The organism is Stenotrophomonas sp. FSL W7-1447, assembly GCF_037966425.1.
GTDB classification, from domain to species: Bacteria; Pseudomonadota; Gammaproteobacteria; order Xanthomonadales; family Xanthomonadaceae; genus Stenotrophomonas; species Stenotrophomonas pavanii.
The window spans coordinates 1,031,847-1,048,828 of record NZ_CP150199.1 but is presented as its reverse complement, the minus strand read 5'-3'; the positions used below and the strand labels follow the sequence as shown (position 1 = coordinate 1,048,828).

General features: G+C 65.2%; 28 protein-coding genes. All 28 read left to right on the top strand.

All coding sequences use genetic code 11. The features are described from left to right. Positions 1-236: 236 nt before the first annotated feature. The gene (locus NSQ78_RS04845) at positions 237-2,672 is read left to right on the top strand and encodes a DNA-directed RNA polymerase (protein ID WP_049444498.1); all 2,436 of its coding nucleotides are present in this window, start codon (positions 237-239) and stop codon (positions 2,670-2,672) included. A gap of 44 nt (positions 2,673-2,716) precedes the next feature. Further along, the gene (locus NSQ78_RS04840) at positions 2,717-2,860 is read left to right on the top strand and encodes a hypothetical protein (protein ID WP_005412422.1); all 144 of its coding nucleotides are present in this window, start codon (positions 2,717-2,719) and stop codon (positions 2,858-2,860) included. Next, positions 2,853-3,137 carry a hypothetical protein gene (locus tag NSQ78_RS04835; RefSeq protein WP_005412421.1) on the top strand — a complete coding sequence of 95 codons (285 nt, stop codon included), beginning with the start codon at positions 2,853-2,855 and terminating at the stop codon, positions 3,135-3,137. Before NSQ78_RS04840 ends, NSQ78_RS04835 begins: the two co-directional genes overlap by 8 nt. Beyond that, positions 3,137-3,295 carry a hypothetical protein gene (locus NSQ78_RS04830; RefSeq protein ID WP_160314197.1) on the top strand — a complete coding sequence of 53 codons (159 nt, stop codon included), beginning with the start codon at positions 3,137-3,139 and terminating at the stop codon, positions 3,293-3,295. The genes NSQ78_RS04835 and NSQ78_RS04830 overlap by 1 nt, the downstream gene beginning before the upstream one ends. Further along, positions 3,295-3,960 carry a hypothetical protein gene (locus NSQ78_RS04825; protein ID WP_049444497.1) on the top strand — a complete coding sequence of 222 codons (666 nt, stop codon included), beginning with the start codon at positions 3,295-3,297 and terminating at the stop codon, positions 3,958-3,960. Before NSQ78_RS04830 ends, NSQ78_RS04825 begins: the two co-directional genes overlap by 1 nt. Further along, positions 3,944-4,381 carry a RusA family crossover junction endodeoxyribonuclease gene (locus tag NSQ78_RS04820; RefSeq protein ID WP_049444495.1) on the top strand — a complete coding sequence of 146 codons (438 nt, stop codon included), beginning with the start codon at positions 3,944-3,946 and terminating at the stop codon, positions 4,379-4,381. The genes NSQ78_RS04825 and NSQ78_RS04820 overlap by 17 nt, the downstream gene beginning before the upstream one ends. After that, a complete protein-coding gene (locus tag NSQ78_RS04815) occupies positions 4,382-4,744 on the top strand; it encodes an N-acetylmuramoyl-L-alanine amidase (protein ID WP_004154593.1) in 363 nt (120 codons plus the stop codon). 11 nt (positions 4,745-4,755) lie between these two features. Next, positions 4,756-5,142: a helix-turn-helix domain-containing protein gene (locus NSQ78_RS04810; RefSeq protein WP_049444493.1), complete on the top strand. Its 387-nt coding sequence runs from the start codon at positions 4,756-4,758 to the stop codon at positions 5,140-5,142. Beyond that, positions 5,139-5,318, top strand: coding sequence for a hypothetical protein (locus NSQ78_RS04805; protein ID WP_049434079.1), 180 nt, complete (start codon positions 5,139-5,141; stop codon positions 5,316-5,318). Before NSQ78_RS04810 ends, NSQ78_RS04805 begins: the two co-directional genes overlap by 4 nt. Before the next feature lie 151 nt (positions 5,319-5,469). Then, positions 5,470-6,936 (top strand): toprim domain-containing protein, encoded by a 1,467-nt coding sequence (locus NSQ78_RS04800; protein ID WP_065428124.1) that lies wholly within the window; start codon positions 5,470-5,472, stop codon positions 6,934-6,936. A 165-nt stretch (positions 6,937-7,101) separates the two neighbouring features. Continuing rightward, positions 7,102-7,350 carry a hypothetical protein gene (locus NSQ78_RS04795; protein ID WP_005412417.1) on the top strand — a complete coding sequence of 83 codons (249 nt, stop codon included), beginning with the start codon at positions 7,102-7,104 and terminating at the stop codon, positions 7,348-7,350. 10 nt (positions 7,351-7,360) lie between these two features. After that, positions 7,361-8,011: a hypothetical protein gene (locus NSQ78_RS04790; protein WP_053448915.1), complete on the top strand. Its 651-nt coding sequence runs from the start codon at positions 7,361-7,363 to the stop codon at positions 8,009-8,011. A gap of 12 nt (positions 8,012-8,023) precedes the next feature. Next, on the top strand, positions 8,024-9,862 hold the full coding sequence (locus tag NSQ78_RS04785) for a DNA polymerase (protein WP_065428123.1): 1,839 nt from the start codon (positions 8,024-8,026) through the stop codon (positions 9,860-9,862). After that, a complete protein-coding gene (locus NSQ78_RS04780) occupies positions 9,844-10,182 on the top strand; it encodes a hypothetical protein (protein WP_053091908.1) in 339 nt (112 codons plus the stop codon). The genes NSQ78_RS04785 and NSQ78_RS04780 overlap by 19 nt, the downstream gene beginning before the upstream one ends. Beyond that, positions 10,179-10,544: a hypothetical protein gene (locus NSQ78_RS04775; protein WP_005412414.1), complete on the top strand. Its 366-nt coding sequence runs from the start codon at positions 10,179-10,181 to the stop codon at positions 10,542-10,544. Before NSQ78_RS04780 ends, NSQ78_RS04775 begins: the two co-directional genes overlap by 4 nt. A gap of 28 nt (positions 10,545-10,572) precedes the next feature. After that, complete coding sequence (locus NSQ78_RS04770) at positions 10,573-10,698, top strand: hypothetical protein (RefSeq protein WP_005412413.1); 126 nt, start codon at positions 10,573-10,575, stop codon at positions 10,696-10,698. Further along, positions 10,695-10,943: a hypothetical protein gene (locus tag NSQ78_RS04765; RefSeq protein ID WP_005412412.1), complete on the top strand. Its 249-nt coding sequence runs from the start codon at positions 10,695-10,697 to the stop codon at positions 10,941-10,943. Before NSQ78_RS04770 ends, NSQ78_RS04765 begins: the two co-directional genes overlap by 4 nt. Then, complete coding sequence (locus NSQ78_RS04760) at positions 10,940-11,251, top strand: hypothetical protein (protein ID WP_043033722.1); 312 nt, start codon at positions 10,940-10,942, stop codon at positions 11,249-11,251. The genes NSQ78_RS04765 and NSQ78_RS04760 overlap by 4 nt, the downstream gene beginning before the upstream one ends. Then, the gene (locus NSQ78_RS04755; protein WP_005412410.1) at positions 11,248-11,397 is read left to right on the top strand and encodes a hypothetical protein; all 150 of its coding nucleotides are present in this window, start codon (positions 11,248-11,250) and stop codon (positions 11,395-11,397) included. The genes NSQ78_RS04760 and NSQ78_RS04755 overlap by 4 nt, the downstream gene beginning before the upstream one ends. After that, positions 11,394-12,227 (top strand): hypothetical protein, encoded by an 834-nt coding sequence (locus NSQ78_RS04750; RefSeq protein WP_004154583.1) that lies wholly within the window; start codon positions 11,394-11,396, stop codon positions 12,225-12,227. The genes NSQ78_RS04755 and NSQ78_RS04750 overlap by 4 nt, the downstream gene beginning before the upstream one ends. After that, a complete protein-coding gene (locus NSQ78_RS04745) occupies positions 12,215-12,421 on the top strand; it encodes a hypothetical protein (RefSeq protein ID WP_049444487.1) in 207 nt (68 codons plus the stop codon). Before NSQ78_RS04750 ends, NSQ78_RS04745 begins: the two co-directional genes overlap by 13 nt. A gap of 124 nt (positions 12,422-12,545) precedes the next feature. Then, positions 12,546-13,082, top strand: a complete 537-nt coding sequence (locus NSQ78_RS04740) for an adenylate kinase (RefSeq protein ID WP_049444485.1) — start codon at positions 12,546-12,548, stop codon at positions 13,080-13,082. A 64-nt stretch (positions 13,083-13,146) separates the two neighbouring features. Then, entirely contained in the window at positions 13,147-13,326 is a 180-nt protein-coding gene (locus tag NSQ78_RS04735; RefSeq protein WP_004154580.1) for a hypothetical protein, read from the top strand. A gap of 20 nt (positions 13,327-13,346) precedes the next feature. Continuing rightward, entirely contained in the window at positions 13,347-13,499 is a 153-nt protein-coding gene (locus NSQ78_RS04730) for a hypothetical protein (RefSeq protein ID WP_005412406.1), read from the top strand. Continuing rightward, complete coding sequence (locus tag NSQ78_RS04725) at positions 13,492-15,048, top strand: portal protein (RefSeq protein WP_049444483.1); 1,557 nt, start codon at positions 13,492-13,494, stop codon at positions 15,046-15,048. Before NSQ78_RS04730 ends, NSQ78_RS04725 begins: the two co-directional genes overlap by 8 nt. Before the next feature lie 16 nt (positions 15,049-15,064). Then, on the top strand, positions 15,065-15,208 hold the full coding sequence (locus NSQ78_RS04720) for a hypothetical protein (RefSeq protein WP_160314196.1): 144 nt from the start codon (positions 15,065-15,067) through the stop codon (positions 15,206-15,208). Then, positions 15,208-15,993, top strand: a complete 786-nt coding sequence (locus NSQ78_RS04715) for a hypothetical protein (RefSeq protein ID WP_049444481.1) — start codon at positions 15,208-15,210, stop codon at positions 15,991-15,993. The genes NSQ78_RS04720 and NSQ78_RS04715 overlap by 1 nt, the downstream gene beginning before the upstream one ends. 26 nt (positions 15,994-16,019) lie before the next feature. Beyond that, positions 16,020-16,973 carry a hypothetical protein gene (locus NSQ78_RS04710; RefSeq protein WP_049444480.1) on the top strand — a complete coding sequence of 318 codons (954 nt, stop codon included), beginning with the start codon at positions 16,020-16,022 and terminating at the stop codon, positions 16,971-16,973. The last annotated feature ends 9 nt before the right edge of the window (positions 16,974-16,982 follow it).

The following is a 16,982-nucleotide window of genomic DNA, read 5'->3' as shown; positions in this document are numbered from 1 at the left end:
GGTGACGCCTCGTGCCGTCACAGGTGACGCGAGGTGACGCCGAATAAAGTAGTCATCATCGGCGGACCTCCTCCTAGGACAACCATTCAGAACTACTCATTGCTGTTCACCACCGAGGACTACTACAGTTCCACATAGGTCCACCCAGGACCAACAACCGAACCACTCAGGACCGTACCGGGCAGCCCCCGGTGCGGTCCTCCCGTTTTGACTTTTGCATCCCCTGAGGGCAAACGATGACGACTTGGCAAGAGAACGACCTGCACGCCGCCCAGCTCGAACTGGAGAAGGAGAGCACCAGCCTGGGCATTGCCCGCTACGAGAAGATCAGGGAGCAGCGCCAGGAGGCCGAGACCGGCCCCGGCCGCAAGCTGGTCCTGGAGAGCATCGACGCCACCGCCGCCGCAATCGCGGCGTTCGTGGCCGAAGCCGACACCGGCAAGCCGGGCAAGCGCCACGCCGCCCTCAAGTTCATCCGCCACCTGAACCCCCACGCCCTCGCCTATCTGACCAGCTTCACCTGCGTCAACGCGCTCGTCGCCGATCACCGCAAGGCGGTGTCCGTGGCGATCACCCTGGGCCACGAGGTCGCCAACGAGATCAACTTCTCCCTGCTCCGCGAGAAGCATCCCGGCCTATACCGGGTCGTCCAGGAGCAGCTCAAGAAGTCCACTTCGGCTCGGCATTCCACCGCAGTGATGCGGCACGTCGTTGCCGACGCCGAGTTCAGCCCCGAGGACGACAAGCGCCTCTACCTGTCCGACAAGGACGCCCTGCTGGTGGGCATGAAGCTCATCGAGCTGTTCGTCGAGGCGACCGGACTGGTCGAGCTGGTCACCGTGGCCGAGCGCGGCAAGCGCCACCTGCTGATCGCCGGGAATCAGAAGGTGCTCGACTGGCTGACCAAGGCCCACGACAGCGCCGCCCTGTACCAGCCGGTGCTGATGCCGATGGTCGTCCCGCCCCGTCCGTGGACCACGCCCCGCGACGGCGGCTACCTGACCGACATCGGCGGCCGGGCGGACCTTGTGCGTACCCGCAACCGCGCCTACAAGCGCGAGCTGGCGCTGGTCGATATGCCCAACGTCTACCAGGCCCTCAATGCCATCCAGGCAACCGCCTGGAAGGTGAACGTGCCAGTCCTGGAGGTCATGCGCGAGCTGTGGAACGCAGGCGGCGGTGTCGCCGGGCTGCCGGAGCGCGAGCTGATGGACCTGCCGAGCCGCCCTGCCCTGCTGGAGACCGACCCGGACTACTTCAAGGAGCACCACGCCGACGAGTTCAAGGAATGGAAGCGCGACCGCGCCAAGGTCTACGAGGCCAATGCGCGCAGCGTGTCCACCCGCCTCGCCGCCGCGCAGAAGATCGCCCTGGCGGAGAAGTTCGCCGAGTACCCCGCGATCTACTTCCCGCACAACCTCGACTTCCGCGGCCGTTGCTACCCCCTGCCCCCGACGCTGACCCCGCAGGGTGATGATGCGGCCAAGGGCCTGCTGACGTTCGCCCAAGGCGTGCCGCTCGGCGAGGACGGTGCCTACTGGCTCGCCATCCACGTTGCCAACTGCTTCGGCGTGGACAAGGTGTCGTTCGAGAAGCGCGTGGCCTGGGTGCGCGAGCACGAGGAGCAGATTCTCGACAGCGCCCTCGATCCGCTGGACGGCCAACGCTTCTGGATGGACGCCGACAGCCCGTTCTGCGCGCTGGCCGCGTGCTTCGAGTGGCTCGGCTACAGCCTCAACGGCCGCGATCACGTCTCCCATCTGCCCATCGCGCTCGACGGTTCCTGCAACGGCCTCCAGAACTTCTCGGCCATGCTCCGCGACTCCGTGGGCGGCGCAGCCACCAACCTGATCCCGCAGCCGAAGCCCGCCGACATCTATTCGCGCGTGAAGGACGTGGCGCAGGAGAAGCTCCGCGCCCGTGCCGAGGGCGGCGACCCGCTGGCGATCAAGCTGGACGGCCAGCTCACCCGCGACATCGTGAAGCAGCCGGTGATGACGCTGCCCTACGGCGTCACGAAGTCGGGCATGCGCGCCCAGGTGCTCTCCAAGTTCAAGAAGCTGGGCATGGAGGACGATTGGGAAACCGCCGAGTACCTGGCGACCCTGCTGTGGGAGTGCATCGGCGAGGTCGTGATCGCGGCCCGCGCGGCGATGGACTGGCTGCGCGATGCCTCTAAGGTCGCCTCGTCGGCCGACCTGCCGGTGAGCTGGACGACCCCCGCTGGCTTCCCGGTCCTCCAGGAGTACCGCGAGGAGGAAGGCGTGCGCGTCCAGGCCCACCTGGGCGGCCGACTGACGAATTTAGTAGTCAACATCGGCGGTACGAAGCTCGACCGTCGCAGGCAGACCCTCGGGATCAGCCCGAACTTCGTCCACTCCTGTGACGCCAGCCACATGATGCTGACCACCTGCCTCGCGGCAGAGAACGGCATCGAGTCGTTCGCAATGATCCATGACTCCTACGGTACACACGCGGGCAAGGCAGCAATCCTCGCCGCCGCGCTCCGGCAGGCGTTCGTCGATCAGTACAGCGGCGACGTACTGGCCGACTTCCGACAGCAACTCGTCGAGCAGCTCCCGCCAGAAGCGGCAGAGAAACTTCCACCACTCCCGCCGCACGGCGACCTGGACCTCAGCCTGGTGCTGGAGTCGCGCTACTTCTTTGCCTAGTCCATCCCCCTTTGGCAATTGATACCCCAAACGAGAACATCCACATGAGCATCAACTACCAGCACGCACTGAACACCTACGTTGCCCAAGACCACTTCGGTGTGGTCCTCGGCATCTACAACCCGGCCGAACACGGCACGGTCGAGGAGTTCAAGCACCGCATGACGGAGCTGCACGCAGGTGCGTGATCGCGTCATCGACGGACTGCACTCACGTTCTGCCGAGAGCGCCGCACGCGGCGCTTTCGTCGTGATCGACAGCGTGCAATCCCTCGGTCACCCGGCCGATCAGGTGATCGGCCTGGCGTGCGCCTTCAAGAACTTCTGCGAAGTGCTCGGCCTCGATCCGATGGAAGTGCTGCGGGTCGTCTCGCGCATGGAGCAGGACTGCCGCTACCGGCAGGTCAACACCCTCAACGCCGTGCGCCGCTACGCGGAGCGCGAGCTGAAACCGCACTACCCGTAATGCGTGACCCGATCACCGACGCCTTCATCGACGAGGCGCTCGTCGGCTTCGACATCGACGAAGCCTTCGGCATTTCCGCCGACACCCCGCTGACCGCCGCCGCCGACCTGTGGCGAGCGGGCATCTATCTCCCGACCAACTACGAGACCGACAACTGATGGCAACCAAGAAGCGCGAACGATTCGTCTCCCCGAAGGGCACCGCCGTGTGGCCGCGACTGAACGAACCGGACACCAAGTTCAAGCCGGAAGGCGAATACACCGTGAGCCTGGCGTTCGACCCGAACGACAAGGACTTCAAGGCGCTGGCGAAGAAGCTGGAAACCCGGCGCGACGAGCTGTTCCAGGAGTTCCTGAGCGAGAACCCGAAGAAGAAGAAGGGTGCCGAAGTGGCCCCGGTGTTCACCGAAGAAACCGACGAGAACGGCGATGACACCGGCCGCGTGCTGGTGAAGTTCAAGATGAAGGCCAGCGGCGTCAGCAAGCGCACCGGCAAGAAGTTCACCATGCGCCCGGACATCTTCGACGCCCGCGGCAAGAAGATCGACAACCCGCCGCAGATCGGCGGCGGCAGCGAACTCAAGGTCTCCTACGAGATCGGTGGTTCGTTCGTCGAATCGGCCAAGAAGTTCTACCTGACCTGCTACATGGTCGCCGTCCAGGTGATCGAACTGGTCGAGTTCGGCCAGCGCAACGCCAAGGACTACGGCTTCGGCGAGGAGGACGGATACGAGGCCGACGACAGCGCGCCGTTCAGCGACAGCGATGACGACTCGGACGACGACAGCGACTCCGACGACGAGGGCGATGACGGCGACTACTGATCCGCTGTCGGTCATCGTGGACACCGCGAGGGGGGCCAAGCACTTGGCCTCCCTCACGTTCCCGTTCGACCCGGTGCCCGCCTCGCGCCCGAAGGTATCGCGCTGGGGCGTCTACTACGGCAAGACCTACAAGACCTGGAAGGAAGCGGCAGAGAAGCATCTGCCAGCCGGTGATCTGGACCTATCGCCGACCGATCCGGTTTTAGTAGTCATCATCGCGGTATGCAAACGCGCCAAGACCTCGAAGGCCGCGTTTCCCAAGGGCGACGTGGACAACCTCGCCAAGGGGCCGATGGACGTTGTGACCAAAGCCACCGGCTATTGGGCCGACGACAAGCAAGTCATGTGGCTGCTCTCCGGTAAGCGCTGGGCGCAGCCGGACGAAGAACCACGCACCGAAGTCCACCTCTACAAACTCTAAGTGCGCCTCAAACCTCTGGAATCGGTAGAGGCGCTGTTCGTCCTCGCCAGCATGACCCGCCCCGAGCAGGTCACGACCGGCGAGGAACTCGCACGCCTGCACCGCTCGCAGGGCTACTCGAAGATCGCCGTCCACTTCGTCATCGAACGTGACGGCTCGATCTACGACGGTCGCCCGCTAAATCAGCCCGGCGCTCTCGCCGGTAAGCACAACCAATCCGCATACCAAGTCTGCCTCCTGGGCGGCGTCAACGACGCCATGCAGCCCGAGGACAACTTCACCGAAGCCCAACACGCCGCGCTGCGACGCCTGCTCGCCGCCTACGGCAAGCCCGTCGTGTGGGCACCTGACTTCCCTCGATAGGAGAACCCAACGTGAAACCGCTGCCCCCGCAAACCCAGGTCGTCCTGGATCACCTGCGTCGCCACTCGCACCTGACCTCGTGGCAGGCCGAAGGCGTCTACCGCATCCGCCGCCTCGCCTCGCGCGTCGATGAGCTGCGTGCTACTGGCTTCGAAATCGAAACGCAGACCTGCGAGGACGCCTCGGGGCAGCGGTACACGCGCTATCGCCTGTCGCGCCGTCAGCGCCGCAGCAAGGCCCCGCTCCTGGAAGCGCGCCGCGCTCCGAAGCAGTACCGCGTCGATGCGCTGCTCCAGCTGTACCGCAACTACTGCACCGACGAGCTGGGCCTCGACGCAAACGATGCGACCGAAGAAGTCGCCGCATTCACCAAGTTCCTGCTGGAGAAGAACGCATGACCAACACCGCCACCACCGTCATTCCGTCCGCGATGCGCCTGGCTTTCGAGCGCGCATGGGCGAGCGCCGACAAGCCGTTCCGCGGCCTGGGCCGCACCGTCAAGGGTGCGCTGAACCGTCGCCTCGGCATTTCCTACCGCAAGCGCATGTGGTCCGTGGAGCGTGCAAAGCGCTGACTCCGAATACCTCCACAAAGAGCCGTGTCCGAACTGCGGCAGCAAGGACAACCTTGCGCGCTACAGCGACGGGCACGGCTACTGCTTCGGCTGCGGTCACTACGAGCCAGCCGAAGGCGAAGAGGTCTCTCAACCCACCAGCAGGAAAACCATGAGCGACTTTGCGGAGGGTGAACCGCAAGCCCTGGCGAAGCGCGGTATCACTGAGGAAGCATGCCGTAAGTACGGCTACTGGATCGGCAAGGACAAGCACGGCAAGACCGTGCAGATCGCCAACTACAAGCGCGATGGCGGCATCGTCGCGCAGAAGCTCCGCTACCCCGACAAGAAGTTCTCGTTCATCGGCGACTCGAAGGCGTGCGGGCTGTTCGGCCAGCACCTCTACGAACCGGGGCGACGCCTCGTCATCACCGAAGGCGAGATTGATGCGCTCTCCGTGGCGCAGGCACTCGGCCTCCGCTGGCCGGTGGTGTCCGTCCCGAACGGGGCACAAGCCGCAGCCAAGTCCATCAAGCGCGAGCTGGAGTGGGTCAATGGCTTCGACGAGGTCGTGCTCATGTTCGATATGGACGAACCGGGCCAGGCCGCCGCGCAGGAAGTGGCGCTGCTGCTGACTCCCGGCAAGGCCAAGATCGCACAGCTCCCCGCGAAAGACCCGAACGAGCTGCTCCAGCGCGGCGACGCCGAGGCGATCACTCGCGCCATCTACGAAGCGCAGACCAAGCGCCCCGATGGCGTGGTGACGTTCGGCTCCCTCAAGGAGAAGGCACTCAAGCCCGTCTCGATGGGCATGCCCTGGCACGATCCGCGCCTCACCGCGCTGACCTACGGCAAGCGGTATGGCGAGGTCTACACCTTCGGCGCGGGCACCGGCATCGGCAAGACCGACTGGCTGATGGAGGAAGCAGCCTTCATCGCGCAGGAAACCGGCGACCGTGTTGGCCTGTTCTTCCTGGAGCAGCAGCCGGTCGAGACGGCGAAGCGCATGGCAGGCAAGGTCGCGGGCCGCCGCTTCCACGTTCCCGATGGGAGCTGGACGCAGGAGGAACTGGAAGCCGCGTTCGAGATTCTCGACAAGGGCCAGGTGTTCATCTACGACCACTTCGGCTCGTCCGAGTGGGACGTGATCGAAGCCAAGATGGCCCACATGGTCGTCGCCGAGGGCGTCAAGCACATCGTGCTCGACAACCTTACGTCGTTCGCGGCCGGTGCCGAGGACGAGCGGAAGATGCTGGAGGACACGATGGCGAAGATCGCGCAGTTCGCGCAGCGCCACCTCATCTGCATCTACCTGGTCTCGCACCTCGCCACGCCGGAAGGCAAGCCCCACGAGGAAGGCGGGCGCGTGATGCTCCGTCACTTCAAGGGCAGCCGCGCGATTGGCTTCTGGACGCACTTCGCGTTTGGCCTGGAGCGCAATACGCAGGCCGAGAACGAGGCCGAGCGCAACTGCACGACCTTCCGTGTCCTCAAGGATCGCTTCACCGGCCAGTCGAACGGCCAGGTTCTCTACTACAGCTACGACCACGCATCCGGCCGCCTGCTCAATGCAGATGCTCCGGGCGAATACGGCGACTTCGCCGACGAGTCATCCGATGTATCCACCTCCGACTACTGACGGCCGCTCGGTCGTCGGCTTCATCCCAGCTGATGCGCCGCTCTCCTTCGCTGAGAGCCTCGTTCTCCCCTACCAACTCCCCCGCTCCGACCAAGCCTGCCGTGTCATGTACGGCAAGCCTGGGCGGCGCGTGGTCATCCACATCAAAGCCGAGGAACTACCCCAATGAAAGAGATCGTCGCAATCGCAATCGACCTGCTGACCGCTCCGTTCCGCAAGGACACCGTGACCGACGTGGTGAAGGTTCTGGAGGGCCAGGTGGACAAGCTGTTCAAGATCAGCGCCGACCGCATCGCCACCGCCTCGACGCTGCGCGACAAGGCCGATGTCCTGCACTCGCAGGCCGACGAGCACGAGGAAGAAGCCGAGCGCGCCCTGCGCGTCGCCGAGCGCTTCACCAACCTGATCCGCTAAGGGACCAACCATGACTGCCGAGCAACACGCTCGGTCCCTGTTCGACGTGTTGCCGGCCGAAGTCCGCCACCTGGTGATCCTGGGTGGCGGAAGCCTGCGCGCGTTCTACGACGGGACCGAAATCAAGGACATCGACTGCTTCTTCGTGTCACTTGCGAGCTACACCTACGTGGCCGCGTACCTGAGCGGCCGTAGCGACTGGACCAGCGAGGCCGCTCCGAACGGCATCCGCAACTTCCGCTCGCCCGAGGGTCACCTCGTGAGCCTGATCGGCTTCGAGTTTGGTACGCCGCACGAGCACTGCGCCCGGTTCGATCTGCGGTGCTGCGCCCATGTCGCCATCTACGAACCCAGCACCGACGAGGTGGTGGTCGTATCCCTCGAAGGCGCGGTTGCCGACGCATCGGAGAAGCTGCTGTTCGTGCTGAACAACAACGGCACCGAGCGCACCATCCGCCGCATCACGCACTACGTCGAGGACTACGGCTACACGCTGCATCCCGACCAGCCCGAGCAGGGCGAACTCTTCGAGGACGACGACTTCCCCGGCCACGCGCCGCAGGGCGTCCACACGCCGCCGAAGGCCCCCGAGCCGGAGTACATCCTCCGCGCCCGCCGCCGCGTCCGCGCAATCCCCGTAACCAACCACGGCTACCCGTAAGGAGGACCGCCGTTGATCCTCGTATTCGACTGCGAGACCAATGGCCTCCTCGACGAACTTGACACGATCCACTGCATTTCCCTCCAAGAGGTAGATGAGACCGGCGCACCGCGCGGTCCCATCTTGTCCGCCAACGATCACGGCACGGGCGAAATGACAGTCCGTCAGGCCGTCGAGAGGCTCAAGAAGGCCACGCGCGTTGTCGGCCACAACATCGCCGGATTCGACATTCCGGCTATCGCCAAGGTGTTCCCGGACTTCAAGGTCCAGGCGTACTTCGACACGCTGCTGATGTCCACGCTGGTCTACCCGGACCTCAAGGACCGCGACTTCAAAGCCCGCAAGAAGCAGGGAGCGAACCCGGTGTTGCCGGGCAAGCTGATCGGCCGCCATTCCCTCGAAGCATGGGGCTACCGCCTCGGTCGCTGGAAAGGCGACTACGCGGCGCAGATGGTCGCACGCGGCCTCGACCCCTGGGCGCAGTGGTCTCAGGAAATGGACGACTACTGCGACCAGGACGTTGCGGTCACCCAAGCCCTGTTCGCATTGCTGATGAGCAAGGGCCTCCCAACCGAGGCCATTGAGCTGGAGCAGGCCGTCGCGCCGATCCTCTCGCGTCAGCAGCGCTACGGCTACCTGTTCGATCAGGAGAAGGCACGCGAGCTGGAGTGCGTCCTCGTGTCCCGGCGCACCGCGCTGGAGGCCGAGCTGCGCAAGGTCATCCCGCCGTGGAAGGTGGTGAAGCGCAAGTTCGTACCGAAGCGCGACGACAAGCGCCGCGGCTACGTCAAGGGCGTGGAGGTCACGACCTACAAGGACGTTGTGTTCAACCCGGCGAGTCGCCAGCACATCGCTGACCGCTTGACCGCGATGTATGGCTGGCAACCGCAGGAGTTCACCGAGAAGGGCCAGCCGAAGATCGACGAAGATGTCCTGGGCGCGCTCAAGTTCCCGATCATCCCGCTCCTGCTGGAGCACTTCATCGTCAACAAGCGTCTCGGCCAGCTTGCCGAGGGCGACGAGGCATGGCTCAAGGCCATCAAGAAAGATGGCCGAATCCACGGCAGCGTGAATCAGAACGCGGCGGTGACCGGCCGCATGACGCACTCTAAGCCGAACATCGCCCAGGTGCCGAAGTGCGGCGTGCCCTACGGCAAGGAATGCCGCTCTCTGTTCTGCGTCCCGACAGGGAAGCTCCAGGTCGGCGCGGACGCCTCGGGGCTGGAGCTGCGCTGCCTGGCGCACTTCATGGCGAAGCACGATGGCGGTGAGTACGCCAAAGTCATCCTCGAAGGCGACATCCACTCGGTCAACCAGGCGGCGGCTGGACTGCCCACCCGCGACAACGCCAAGACCTTCATCTACGCCTTCCTCTACGGGGCAGGCGACGCGAAGCTCGGCTCCATCGTGGGCAAGGGACGACAGGCCGGCGCGAAGCTCCGCTCGAAGTTCCTGGCCGGACTGCCTGCGCTGGAGAAGCTGGTGCGCGGGGTCAAGAAGCGCGCGGCCGAAAAGGGATACCTGATTGGCCTCGACGGTCGGAAGCTGCACATCCGCAGCGACCACGCTGCGCTCAACACCCTGCTCCAGTCGGCCGGTGCGCTGGTGATGAAGAAGGCGCTGGTGATCCTCGACGCCGACCTGCAAGCCGCAGGGCTGGTGCCGGGCGTCCACTACGAGTTCCTCGCCAACGTCCACGATGAGTGGCAGATCGAAGTGGACGAGGACAAGGCCGAGTTCGTGGGCAAGACCGCCCAGGCCGCCATCCGCAAAGCTGGCGACCACTTCGGCTTCCGCTGTCCGCTCGATGGCGAGTTCAAGATCGGAAGGAATTGGGCGGAGACGCACTGATCCGCGGCAAGCGGGACATTGCACTCGCCCTGGTGCGCCAAGCGAAACGCCGGGCAGCAAGAAAGGGACTGCCGTTCGACCTCACGTCGGACGACATCGCGGTCCCCGACTTCTGCCCGGCGCTGGGCATCCCGCTGTACCGCGCTGTCGGGCGCAAGGCCCAAGGCCCCAACTCACCCACGCTCGACCGCATCGAACCTGACCTCGGCTACGTCCGGGGCAACGTGCGCGTGATCTCCGCACGCGCGAATCAGATCAAGTCCGACGCGACTCCCTCGGAGCTTCTGCGAGTCGCCTGTTACGTCCAAGAGAACCGATGAACCCAACCAACATCCTGCGCGCCCTCGCGGCGCTGCTGGTCGTTGCCGCGCTCGCGGCTGGCGGCTTCGCAGCCTGGAAGTACACCGCAATGGCCCAGCGCGTGACGGAGCTGGAGGAGTCGGCAAAGGAACTGGCCGACCTCAAGCAGACCGTCGAGACCCTCAACCGCGAAGCCGTGCGCCGCTCTGCCTTCGATGCAGCGCTGCGGAACGCCCGCGCCACCACCAACCGCTCTGTGGAGATTGCAGCAAATGCTGACCCGGAAACTGGCGATTACCTGTCTCGCCGCATTCCTGACGAGCTGCGCCGCGCACACCTCGAAAGTCGTGCCGGAGCAGTTCCTCCAGCCGACCGTCATTGAGGGCACGCACTCCTCACTCGACGCCGTGATGGCTGACCCGACCACCACCACCTACGACCTCTACCGCTTCGGCGGCAACGCCGAGGACGGCCTCCAGCGTTGCAACGCCGACAAAGCGAGCGCCTTGGAAGTCCTCAAGGAATCGAACCGATGAACGAGAACCGGCTTCGCGTGCATTTCATTGGCGGCCCCGCTGACGGCGATGTCCGCGTGATCGATCCGTGTACCACCTACCGCGTGGCTGTGCTCGAACACCAGCCCGAGGTTCATGCCTACAACGCCAAGTGCCCGTGCTGCACCGAGCGCATGCTGCGCCCCGTGGAGTGGAGCACCGCGACCTACTTCATCCGCCGCGTTAGCGAGAAGTGCTGGGTCGCCGTACACGAGAGCATGGTATGAAGCGCGCTCTCCTGATCCTGGCGCTGTGTGCTGGCCTCGCTGCGTGCGATATGAAGCCCTGGCCGCCGAGTGCGGACTATGGCTCGTGCCTGAAAGGGCACAGCGAGAACTCCTACATCATCATGTGGCAGTCGATGTGTACGGGGAACTCCTGCACGCAGATTCCGTACACCATCCCGACCACCGACTTCGTGTGCGACGAGCACGAGTACCCGCTCGGCGACGGCCCGGAGTACCAGGCCGGAATGAAGCGCTACGCCGCCGAGCTACAGGCGTGGTATGAGCGCCACCCGGAGAAGCGGCCATGACTTCCTACGTCACCTATCGGCCACCGCAGGCGGCCGGTTCCTGGGTCATTGGCGGCAACTTCTTCGTGCAGGTCCGGGAGCGTCCGAACTGGCTGCACCGCTGGTTCGCGCTGGCGTTCCTGGGATGGCAGTGGGTGGACGCATGAACAAGCGCGGCCCCCTGCTACTGATCGACGCCGATGTGCTGCGCTACCAGCTCGCGTTCTCGAACACCGCGAACATCGACTGGAACGGCGACGGCAACAAGGTCGAAGCGATCCAGCCCGAGCGCGCGAAGGCGAAGCTGGAGGACTACATCGACGAGATCGTCGAGAAGTTCGGCGCGCGTGATTACCTGCTGGCCCTGTCCTGCAAGAAGCACAACTTCCGCAAGGACATCGACCCGACCTACAAGCTCAACCGTGCCAGCAAGGACAAGCCTGCCCTGTGGTACGTGCTCGACGAGTTCGTCTACGACGAGTTCGGCGACAAGATCGTGGAGATCGAGAACCTGGAAGGTGACGACGTGCTGGGGCTGCTGGCCTCGCACCCGAATCCGAAGCGCGCGCCAGGCAGCCGCATCGTCGTGTCCATCGACAAGGACATGCAGACGATCCCCGGCATCCGTCTCTACAACCCCAACCGTCCCGACGTGGGCGTCCGGCCAATCTCGGCTCACGACGCTGACCTGTTCTGGATGAAGCAGGTGCTCACGGGTGACCAGGTGGACAACTACCCCGGCTTCCCCGGCATCGGCCACAAGGGCGCGGATGAGCTGCTCATGCCCATCCACGAGGCGTACCGCGATGCGTCCGTCGAGGAGCACCTCGGCGCGCTGTGGAACACCGTCGTCACCACCTACACCACCCGCATCCCCCGCGGCGGCACCGAGCCGCTGTCGAAGCACGATGCGATCCGCCAAGCACGCCTCGCGCGAATCCTGCGCTACGGCGACTACAACCCCAAGACCAAGGAAGTGAAGCTGTGGAAACCCTGATCCTGTTCATCACCATCGTCGCCGTGCTGGCCGTGCTGTTCGCCTTCGTCGCCTACGGTGCCGCCTGGCTGTGGTGGCGCAGCCTCAACACCCTCGAACGCGCCCTGTACCGCTCGGCTGGCCGCGTCAAGCTGTGGCCGGCCGCTGTCGGCGCTGCTGGTGCGGCCTGGCTGATCGCCCGGTGCTTCGCCTGATGCGTCCGAAGCTGCTGGCCCTCGCCATCAACCTGGCGCTGCACGGCCGTCCCGGCTGGTAGCGCCTCTCCCCCAAGTCCCCCCCGGCCCGCCTCGTGCGGGCCTTTCCTTTTCTGGAGTCCCCATGAAGATCATCGGAATCACCGGCCGCGCCCGTAGCGGCAAAGACACCCTGGCCGAGTTCCTGGTCAGCGACCACGGCTTCGTGAAGCTGTCCTTCGCGGCCCCGATCCGCGCCTTCGTGGCGGACATCACCGGCCTGCCGGTGTCCGCGATGGAGGACGGCCCGCTCAAGGAGGAGCCGCTCGACTGGCTCAACGGGCAGACCCCGCGCCGCCTGATGCAGACCGTAGGCACCGAGTGGGGCCGCGAAATGATCGACCGCGACCTGTGGGTCAAGGTTGTCGCGCAGAAGATCCGTCAGGCCCGCCGCGACGGCGCTGCTGGCGTCGTGGTGTCGGACGTTCGCTTCGACAACGAGGCGCAGTTCATCCGTGAGTGGGGCGGCCAGGTGGTCCAGGTGCTCCGCGACAGCGCGGCTACGGTCTCGGCGCATGCCTCGGAGGCAGGCGTCCACGGCGACCTGATCGACACCGTGATCGACAACAACGGCCCGATCCACCGCCTGCGGATGGTCGCGGAATCGCTGGCCCGACTCTAGGGGTTTAGTAGTCATCATCGGGGGAAACGTCAGTTTCCCCACCTATTCATAACCCAGGAGTTCTATGCAAATCCCTCTGCACTCCTACGACCTGATCGACCTCCTGGACGAACTGCACCCCGAAGTGATCTACGACCCCGCCCAGCCGAAGGAGGAGTTCCTGCTCCGGCAGGGCGAGCGCCGCCTGATCCTCCGGCTCAAGGCGCTGCGGAAGGTCGAGCAGATGGAGCACCGCGCCCGCTAATCATGTGCAGCAAGCCCAACATGCCGGACCAGCAGGAGAAAGACCCGATCCTACTGACCCGCCAGGACACCCAGCCGACCGGCCACGCGGCCGATCAGCGGCGTAAGTCCAAGGTCCGCCTGGACCTGAACAACGCAACGCAGTACCAAGGACTGACCATTCCGAATGGCTGACGCCAAGCAGACCTCGGCCGAGAAGCAGACGGCCGCGAAGCGCTACGGCGATCTCAAGTCCAACCGCAAAGAGGCCGAGACGCGCGCCAAGCGCTGCGCCAAGGTCACCCTGCCCCGCCTGTGGGTGGACGAGGGCGCGAAATCGCGTACCCCCGGTTCCGCTTACATCGACACCGGCCCGAAGTGCGTCAACGCCCTGGCCTCGAAGATCGTGCTGGCCTGGCTCCCGCCGAACGCCTCGGTGTTCAAGCTCGCGCCTGACCAGGCCGTCGCCGAGAACATCGCCGAGCAGGCTGGCGTGGAGACCTCCGAACTGGAGGCCGCGCTGGTGGACGTGGAGCGGGTCATCGTCAACGACCTGGAGACCAGCGGCGTCCGCCCGGTCCTCAGCGAGGCGGCCAAGCACGCCATTGTCCTCGGCAACTTCCTGCTCTACGACCCCGACGAGGGTAAGCCCAAGCTGTACCCGCTGACCTCCTATGTGACGGACCGCGACGGCCTGGGCAACGTGCTGGAGATCATCACGCTCGACAAGATCGCCCCGGCCATGCTGCCGGACTCGATCCGCGCGGCGGTGATGCAGAAGCTCGCCCAGGAACGCGACGAAAAGACCAAGAACGACGACGTGAACCTCTACACCTGGGTGCGTCGCTCGGAAGATGGCAAGGAGTGGGAAGTGGTCCAGGAGGTCGAGGGCGTCGAAGTGCCCGAGACCGTGGGCACCTACCCCATCGACGCCTGCCCGTGGATTCCCCTGTGCGCCCCGCCGTCCCTCGTGGACGACTACGGCGAGGGCCTGGTCTACGACTACGTGGGCGCGTTCGAGTCGCTGGAGGCGCTGCGTAAGGCGATCCGCAAGGGTGCCGCCGCGCTGGCGAAGATCATCATGTTCCTCAAGCCGACCTCGACGATCCGCGAGCGCCAGCTCACCGAGGCCGAATCCGGCGCGGTGCTGCGTGGCGACGCCAGCGACGTGACCACGCTCCAGCTCCAGAAAGCCTACGACCTGAACTTCGTGCGTCAGGAGGCCGAGGCGCTAGCGAACTCGCTGGAGCTGATCTTCGGCGTGAAGTCCGCCGTGCAGCGCCCCGGCGAGCGTGTCACCGCCTACGAAATCCGGGTGCTCACCCAGGAACTCGACGACGCCCTCAGCGGCTTCATGGCGATGTCGGGCGAGCAGCTCTTGCTCCCACTGATCCGCCGCCGCCTGCACAAGCTCCAGAAGCAGGGTCGCCTGCCCGAGCTGCCGCAGGAACTCATCAAGCCGCGCATCACCGTTGGCATCGCTGCCCTCGGCCGCGGCCACGACCTGAACAAGCTGATCGAGTTCGGTCAGGCAGTGGATGCGCTTGTCGGCGCAGAGGAGAAGGCACGCCGCCTCAACAGTGGCGAGGCGATCTCCCGGCTGGCCGCCGCTTCCGACATTTCCACCAAGGGCCTGATCCGCTCCGACGACGAGCTTGCTGCCGAGCAGCAGGACGCCTCGGCGCAGGAGGCGATGGTCCGTGCCGCTCCGAATATCGCCTCAGCGATGACCCAAACCCCGTAACCCCGAGAAGGACGCAATGTCGAACGAAACCACCGAGAAGCCCGCCAAGCCGACCAAGGAAGCCCCGAAGGCTCCGAGCGTCGAGCGTAAGGGCAAGGCCGAGATCACCCGCAAGGCGAACGGCCTGGTCATCGTCAACTACAAGCCCGAGGACAAGTAATGTCGCAGCCGGGCAAGTCCGAAGTGACCGTCAACCTTGACGGCATCAACGGCCAGCCGACCCCAGGTCAGCAGCCGCCGCAGAACTCCCAAGACACCCAGCAGCCCGCACCGGGCGCGCAGGGCGGCACCGATGGCGAGCGCCTGTACGGCGGCAAGTACAAGACCGTGGAGGAGCTGGAAGCCGCCTACGCACAACTGAGCACGCCAGCCGACGACAAGGGTGGCAAGGGCGGCCCCGCGACCATCGACGACGCCACCGCGGATGACGCGCGTGACGCCCTGGCGCGGGCTGGCCTGAACCTGGACGACTTCGCCACCGAGTTCAACTCGAACGGCGCGCTGTCCGAGGAGAGCTACAAGAAGCTCCAGGACGCGGGCTATCCGAAGGAGCTGGTGGACGTGTACGTCGATGGCCTGCGCGCTCGCGTGCAGACCTACGAGAACGCCGTCTACTCGCCCGCAGGTGGCAAGGCCGGTTACGACGGCCTGGTCCAGTGGGCTAAGACCAACCTGAGCGCCGAGCAGAAGCGGGCGTTCAACGAAGCGGTGCAGTCCGGCGACGCCGGCCGCGCAGCGCTGGCAGTCCAGGGCCTCGTCGCCCTCCGTGGCGGCAACGGCCGCCTTCTGAATGGCAAGACCGCATCGAACGCCGATGCAGGCCCCAAGCCGTTCCAGTCGCAGGCGCAGGTCGTCGAAGCGATGCGCGATGTGCGCTACCACCGTGATCCGGCTTACCGCGCGGAAGTCTCCGCCCGCCTGGCCGTGTCGCCGCTGTTCAAGTAATCCACTCAACCTCAAGCAAGGACTAAATGTCGGACGCAATCCCCTCCCGCCTGGGTCAAGCCCAGGCCAACGGCGACGCCTGGGCGCTGTTCAAGCAGAACTACACTGCTGAAACCATCACCAGCTTCGTCGAGAACTACAAGCTGGACGGCCGCGTGTCGGTGCGCAACATCGAGAGCGGCAAGTCCGCCTCGTTCCCGAACGTCGGCACCATCGGCTCCGAGTACCATGTGCCGGGCACCGAGATCAAGGGCCTGGTGGTCGAGCACAACGAGACCATCATCACCCTCGATCCGATGCTGATCTCGCACGCCTTCATCGCCAACATCGACGAGGCGATGAACCACTACGATGTGCGTTCCGAGTACACCCGTCAGCAGGGTGCGGAGCTGGCGCTCAAGCGCATGCAGAACGAGCTGCGCTGCGCGATCCTGGCCGCGCGTACCACCGAAGGCAAGGTCGAAGGCCAGCCAGGTGGTGCCATCATCAAGGCCGCCACGATGGCCTCCGATGCGACCGTGCTGGCCGATGCGTTCCGCAACGCCCGCATGCTGTTCGACGAGAAGCTGCTGCCGGACAACCCGCAGGAGTTCACTGGCGCACTGGCCCCGGCTCAGTGGTATCTGCTGACCGAGAACAAGGACTTGATCGACCGCGACATCAACGCGGAATCGAACGGCTCCTACGGCCAGGCGATCATTTCCTCGGTCGCTCGCATCCCGCTGGTGAAGATCAACGCGATGCCGCGTGTCGATGAGTCGGCCCTGGCCTCGATCCCGGCCAAGTACCGCGGCAACTTCGCGGACACCGTAGGCGTGATCTTCCACCGCTCGGCTGTCGGCACCCTCAAGCTGCTGGACCTGTCCCTGGAGGACGTGTACCAGGGCGAGAAGCAGGGCACCCTGATGCTGGCGAAGTACGCGCTGGGTCACGGCATCCTGGCTCCGCGCGGTGCCATCGAGCTGTCGAAGGCCGCGTAAGTTCCACCG

What these genes read in the sequence shown, in the direction of transcription:
- NSQ78_RS04775 (WP_005412414.1), top strand. Translation starts at nt 10,179, where the DNA reads ATGAACCCAACCAACATCCTGCGCGCCCTCGCGGCGCTGCTGGTCGTT.
- NSQ78_RS04825 (WP_049444497.1), top strand. Translation starts at nt 3,295, where the DNA reads ATGGCAACCAAGAAGCGCGAACGATTCGTCTCCCCGAAGGGCACCGCC.
- NSQ78_RS04765 (WP_005412412.1), top strand. Translation starts at nt 10,695, where the DNA reads ATGAACGAGAACCGGCTTCGCGTGCATTTCATTGGCGGCCCCGCTGAC.
- NSQ78_RS04770 (WP_005412413.1), top strand. Translation starts at nt 10,573, where the DNA reads ATGGCTGACCCGACCACCACCACCTACGACCTCTACCGCTTCGGCGGC.
- NSQ78_RS04750 (WP_004154583.1), top strand. Translation starts at nt 11,394, where the DNA reads ATGAACAAGCGCGGCCCCCTGCTACTGATCGACGCCGATGTGCTGCGC.
- NSQ78_RS04830 (WP_160314197.1), top strand. Translation starts at nt 3,137, where the DNA reads ATGCGTGACCCGATCACCGACGCCTTCATCGACGAGGCGCTCGTCGGC.
- NSQ78_RS04760 (WP_043033722.1), top strand. Translation starts at nt 10,940, where the DNA reads ATGAAGCGCGCTCTCCTGATCCTGGCGCTGTGTGCTGGCCTCGCTGCG.
- NSQ78_RS04845 (WP_049444498.1), top strand. Translation starts at nt 237, where the DNA reads ATGACGACTTGGCAAGAGAACGACCTGCACGCCGCCCAGCTCGAACTG.
- NSQ78_RS04795 (WP_005412417.1), top strand. Translation starts at nt 7,102, where the DNA reads ATGAAAGAGATCGTCGCAATCGCAATCGACCTGCTGACCGCTCCGTTC.
- NSQ78_RS04755 (WP_005412410.1), top strand. Translation starts at nt 11,248, where the DNA reads ATGACTTCCTACGTCACCTATCGGCCACCGCAGGCGGCCGGTTCCTGG.
- NSQ78_RS04710 (WP_049444480.1), top strand. Translation starts at nt 16,020, where the DNA reads ATGTCGGACGCAATCCCCTCCCGCCTGGGTCAAGCCCAGGCCAACGGC.
- NSQ78_RS04820 (WP_049444495.1), top strand. Translation starts at nt 3,944, where the DNA reads ATGACGGCGACTACTGATCCGCTGTCGGTCATCGTGGACACCGCGAGG.
- NSQ78_RS04720 (WP_160314196.1), top strand. Translation starts at nt 15,065, where the DNA reads ATGTCGAACGAAACCACCGAGAAGCCCGCCAAGCCGACCAAGGAAGCC.
- NSQ78_RS04730 (WP_005412406.1), top strand. Translation starts at nt 13,347, where the DNA reads ATGCCGGACCAGCAGGAGAAAGACCCGATCCTACTGACCCGCCAGGAC.
- NSQ78_RS04715 (WP_049444481.1), top strand. Translation starts at nt 15,208, where the DNA reads ATGTCGCAGCCGGGCAAGTCCGAAGTGACCGTCAACCTTGACGGCATC.
- NSQ78_RS04725 (WP_049444483.1), top strand. Translation starts at nt 13,492, where the DNA reads ATGGCTGACGCCAAGCAGACCTCGGCCGAGAAGCAGACGGCCGCGAAG.
- NSQ78_RS04790 (WP_053448915.1), top strand. Translation starts at nt 7,361, where the DNA reads ATGACTGCCGAGCAACACGCTCGGTCCCTGTTCGACGTGTTGCCGGCC.
- NSQ78_RS04740 (WP_049444485.1), top strand. Translation starts at nt 12,546, where the DNA reads ATGAAGATCATCGGAATCACCGGCCGCGCCCGTAGCGGCAAAGACACC.
- NSQ78_RS04800 (WP_065428124.1), top strand. Translation starts at nt 5,470, where the DNA reads ATGAGCGACTTTGCGGAGGGTGAACCGCAAGCCCTGGCGAAGCGCGGT.
- NSQ78_RS04735 (WP_004154580.1), top strand. Translation starts at nt 13,147, where the DNA reads ATGCAAATCCCTCTGCACTCCTACGACCTGATCGACCTCCTGGACGAA.
- NSQ78_RS04805 (WP_049434079.1), top strand. Translation starts at nt 5,139, where the DNA reads ATGACCAACACCGCCACCACCGTCATTCCGTCCGCGATGCGCCTGGCT.
- NSQ78_RS04840 (WP_005412422.1), top strand. Translation starts at nt 2,717, where the DNA reads ATGAGCATCAACTACCAGCACGCACTGAACACCTACGTTGCCCAAGAC.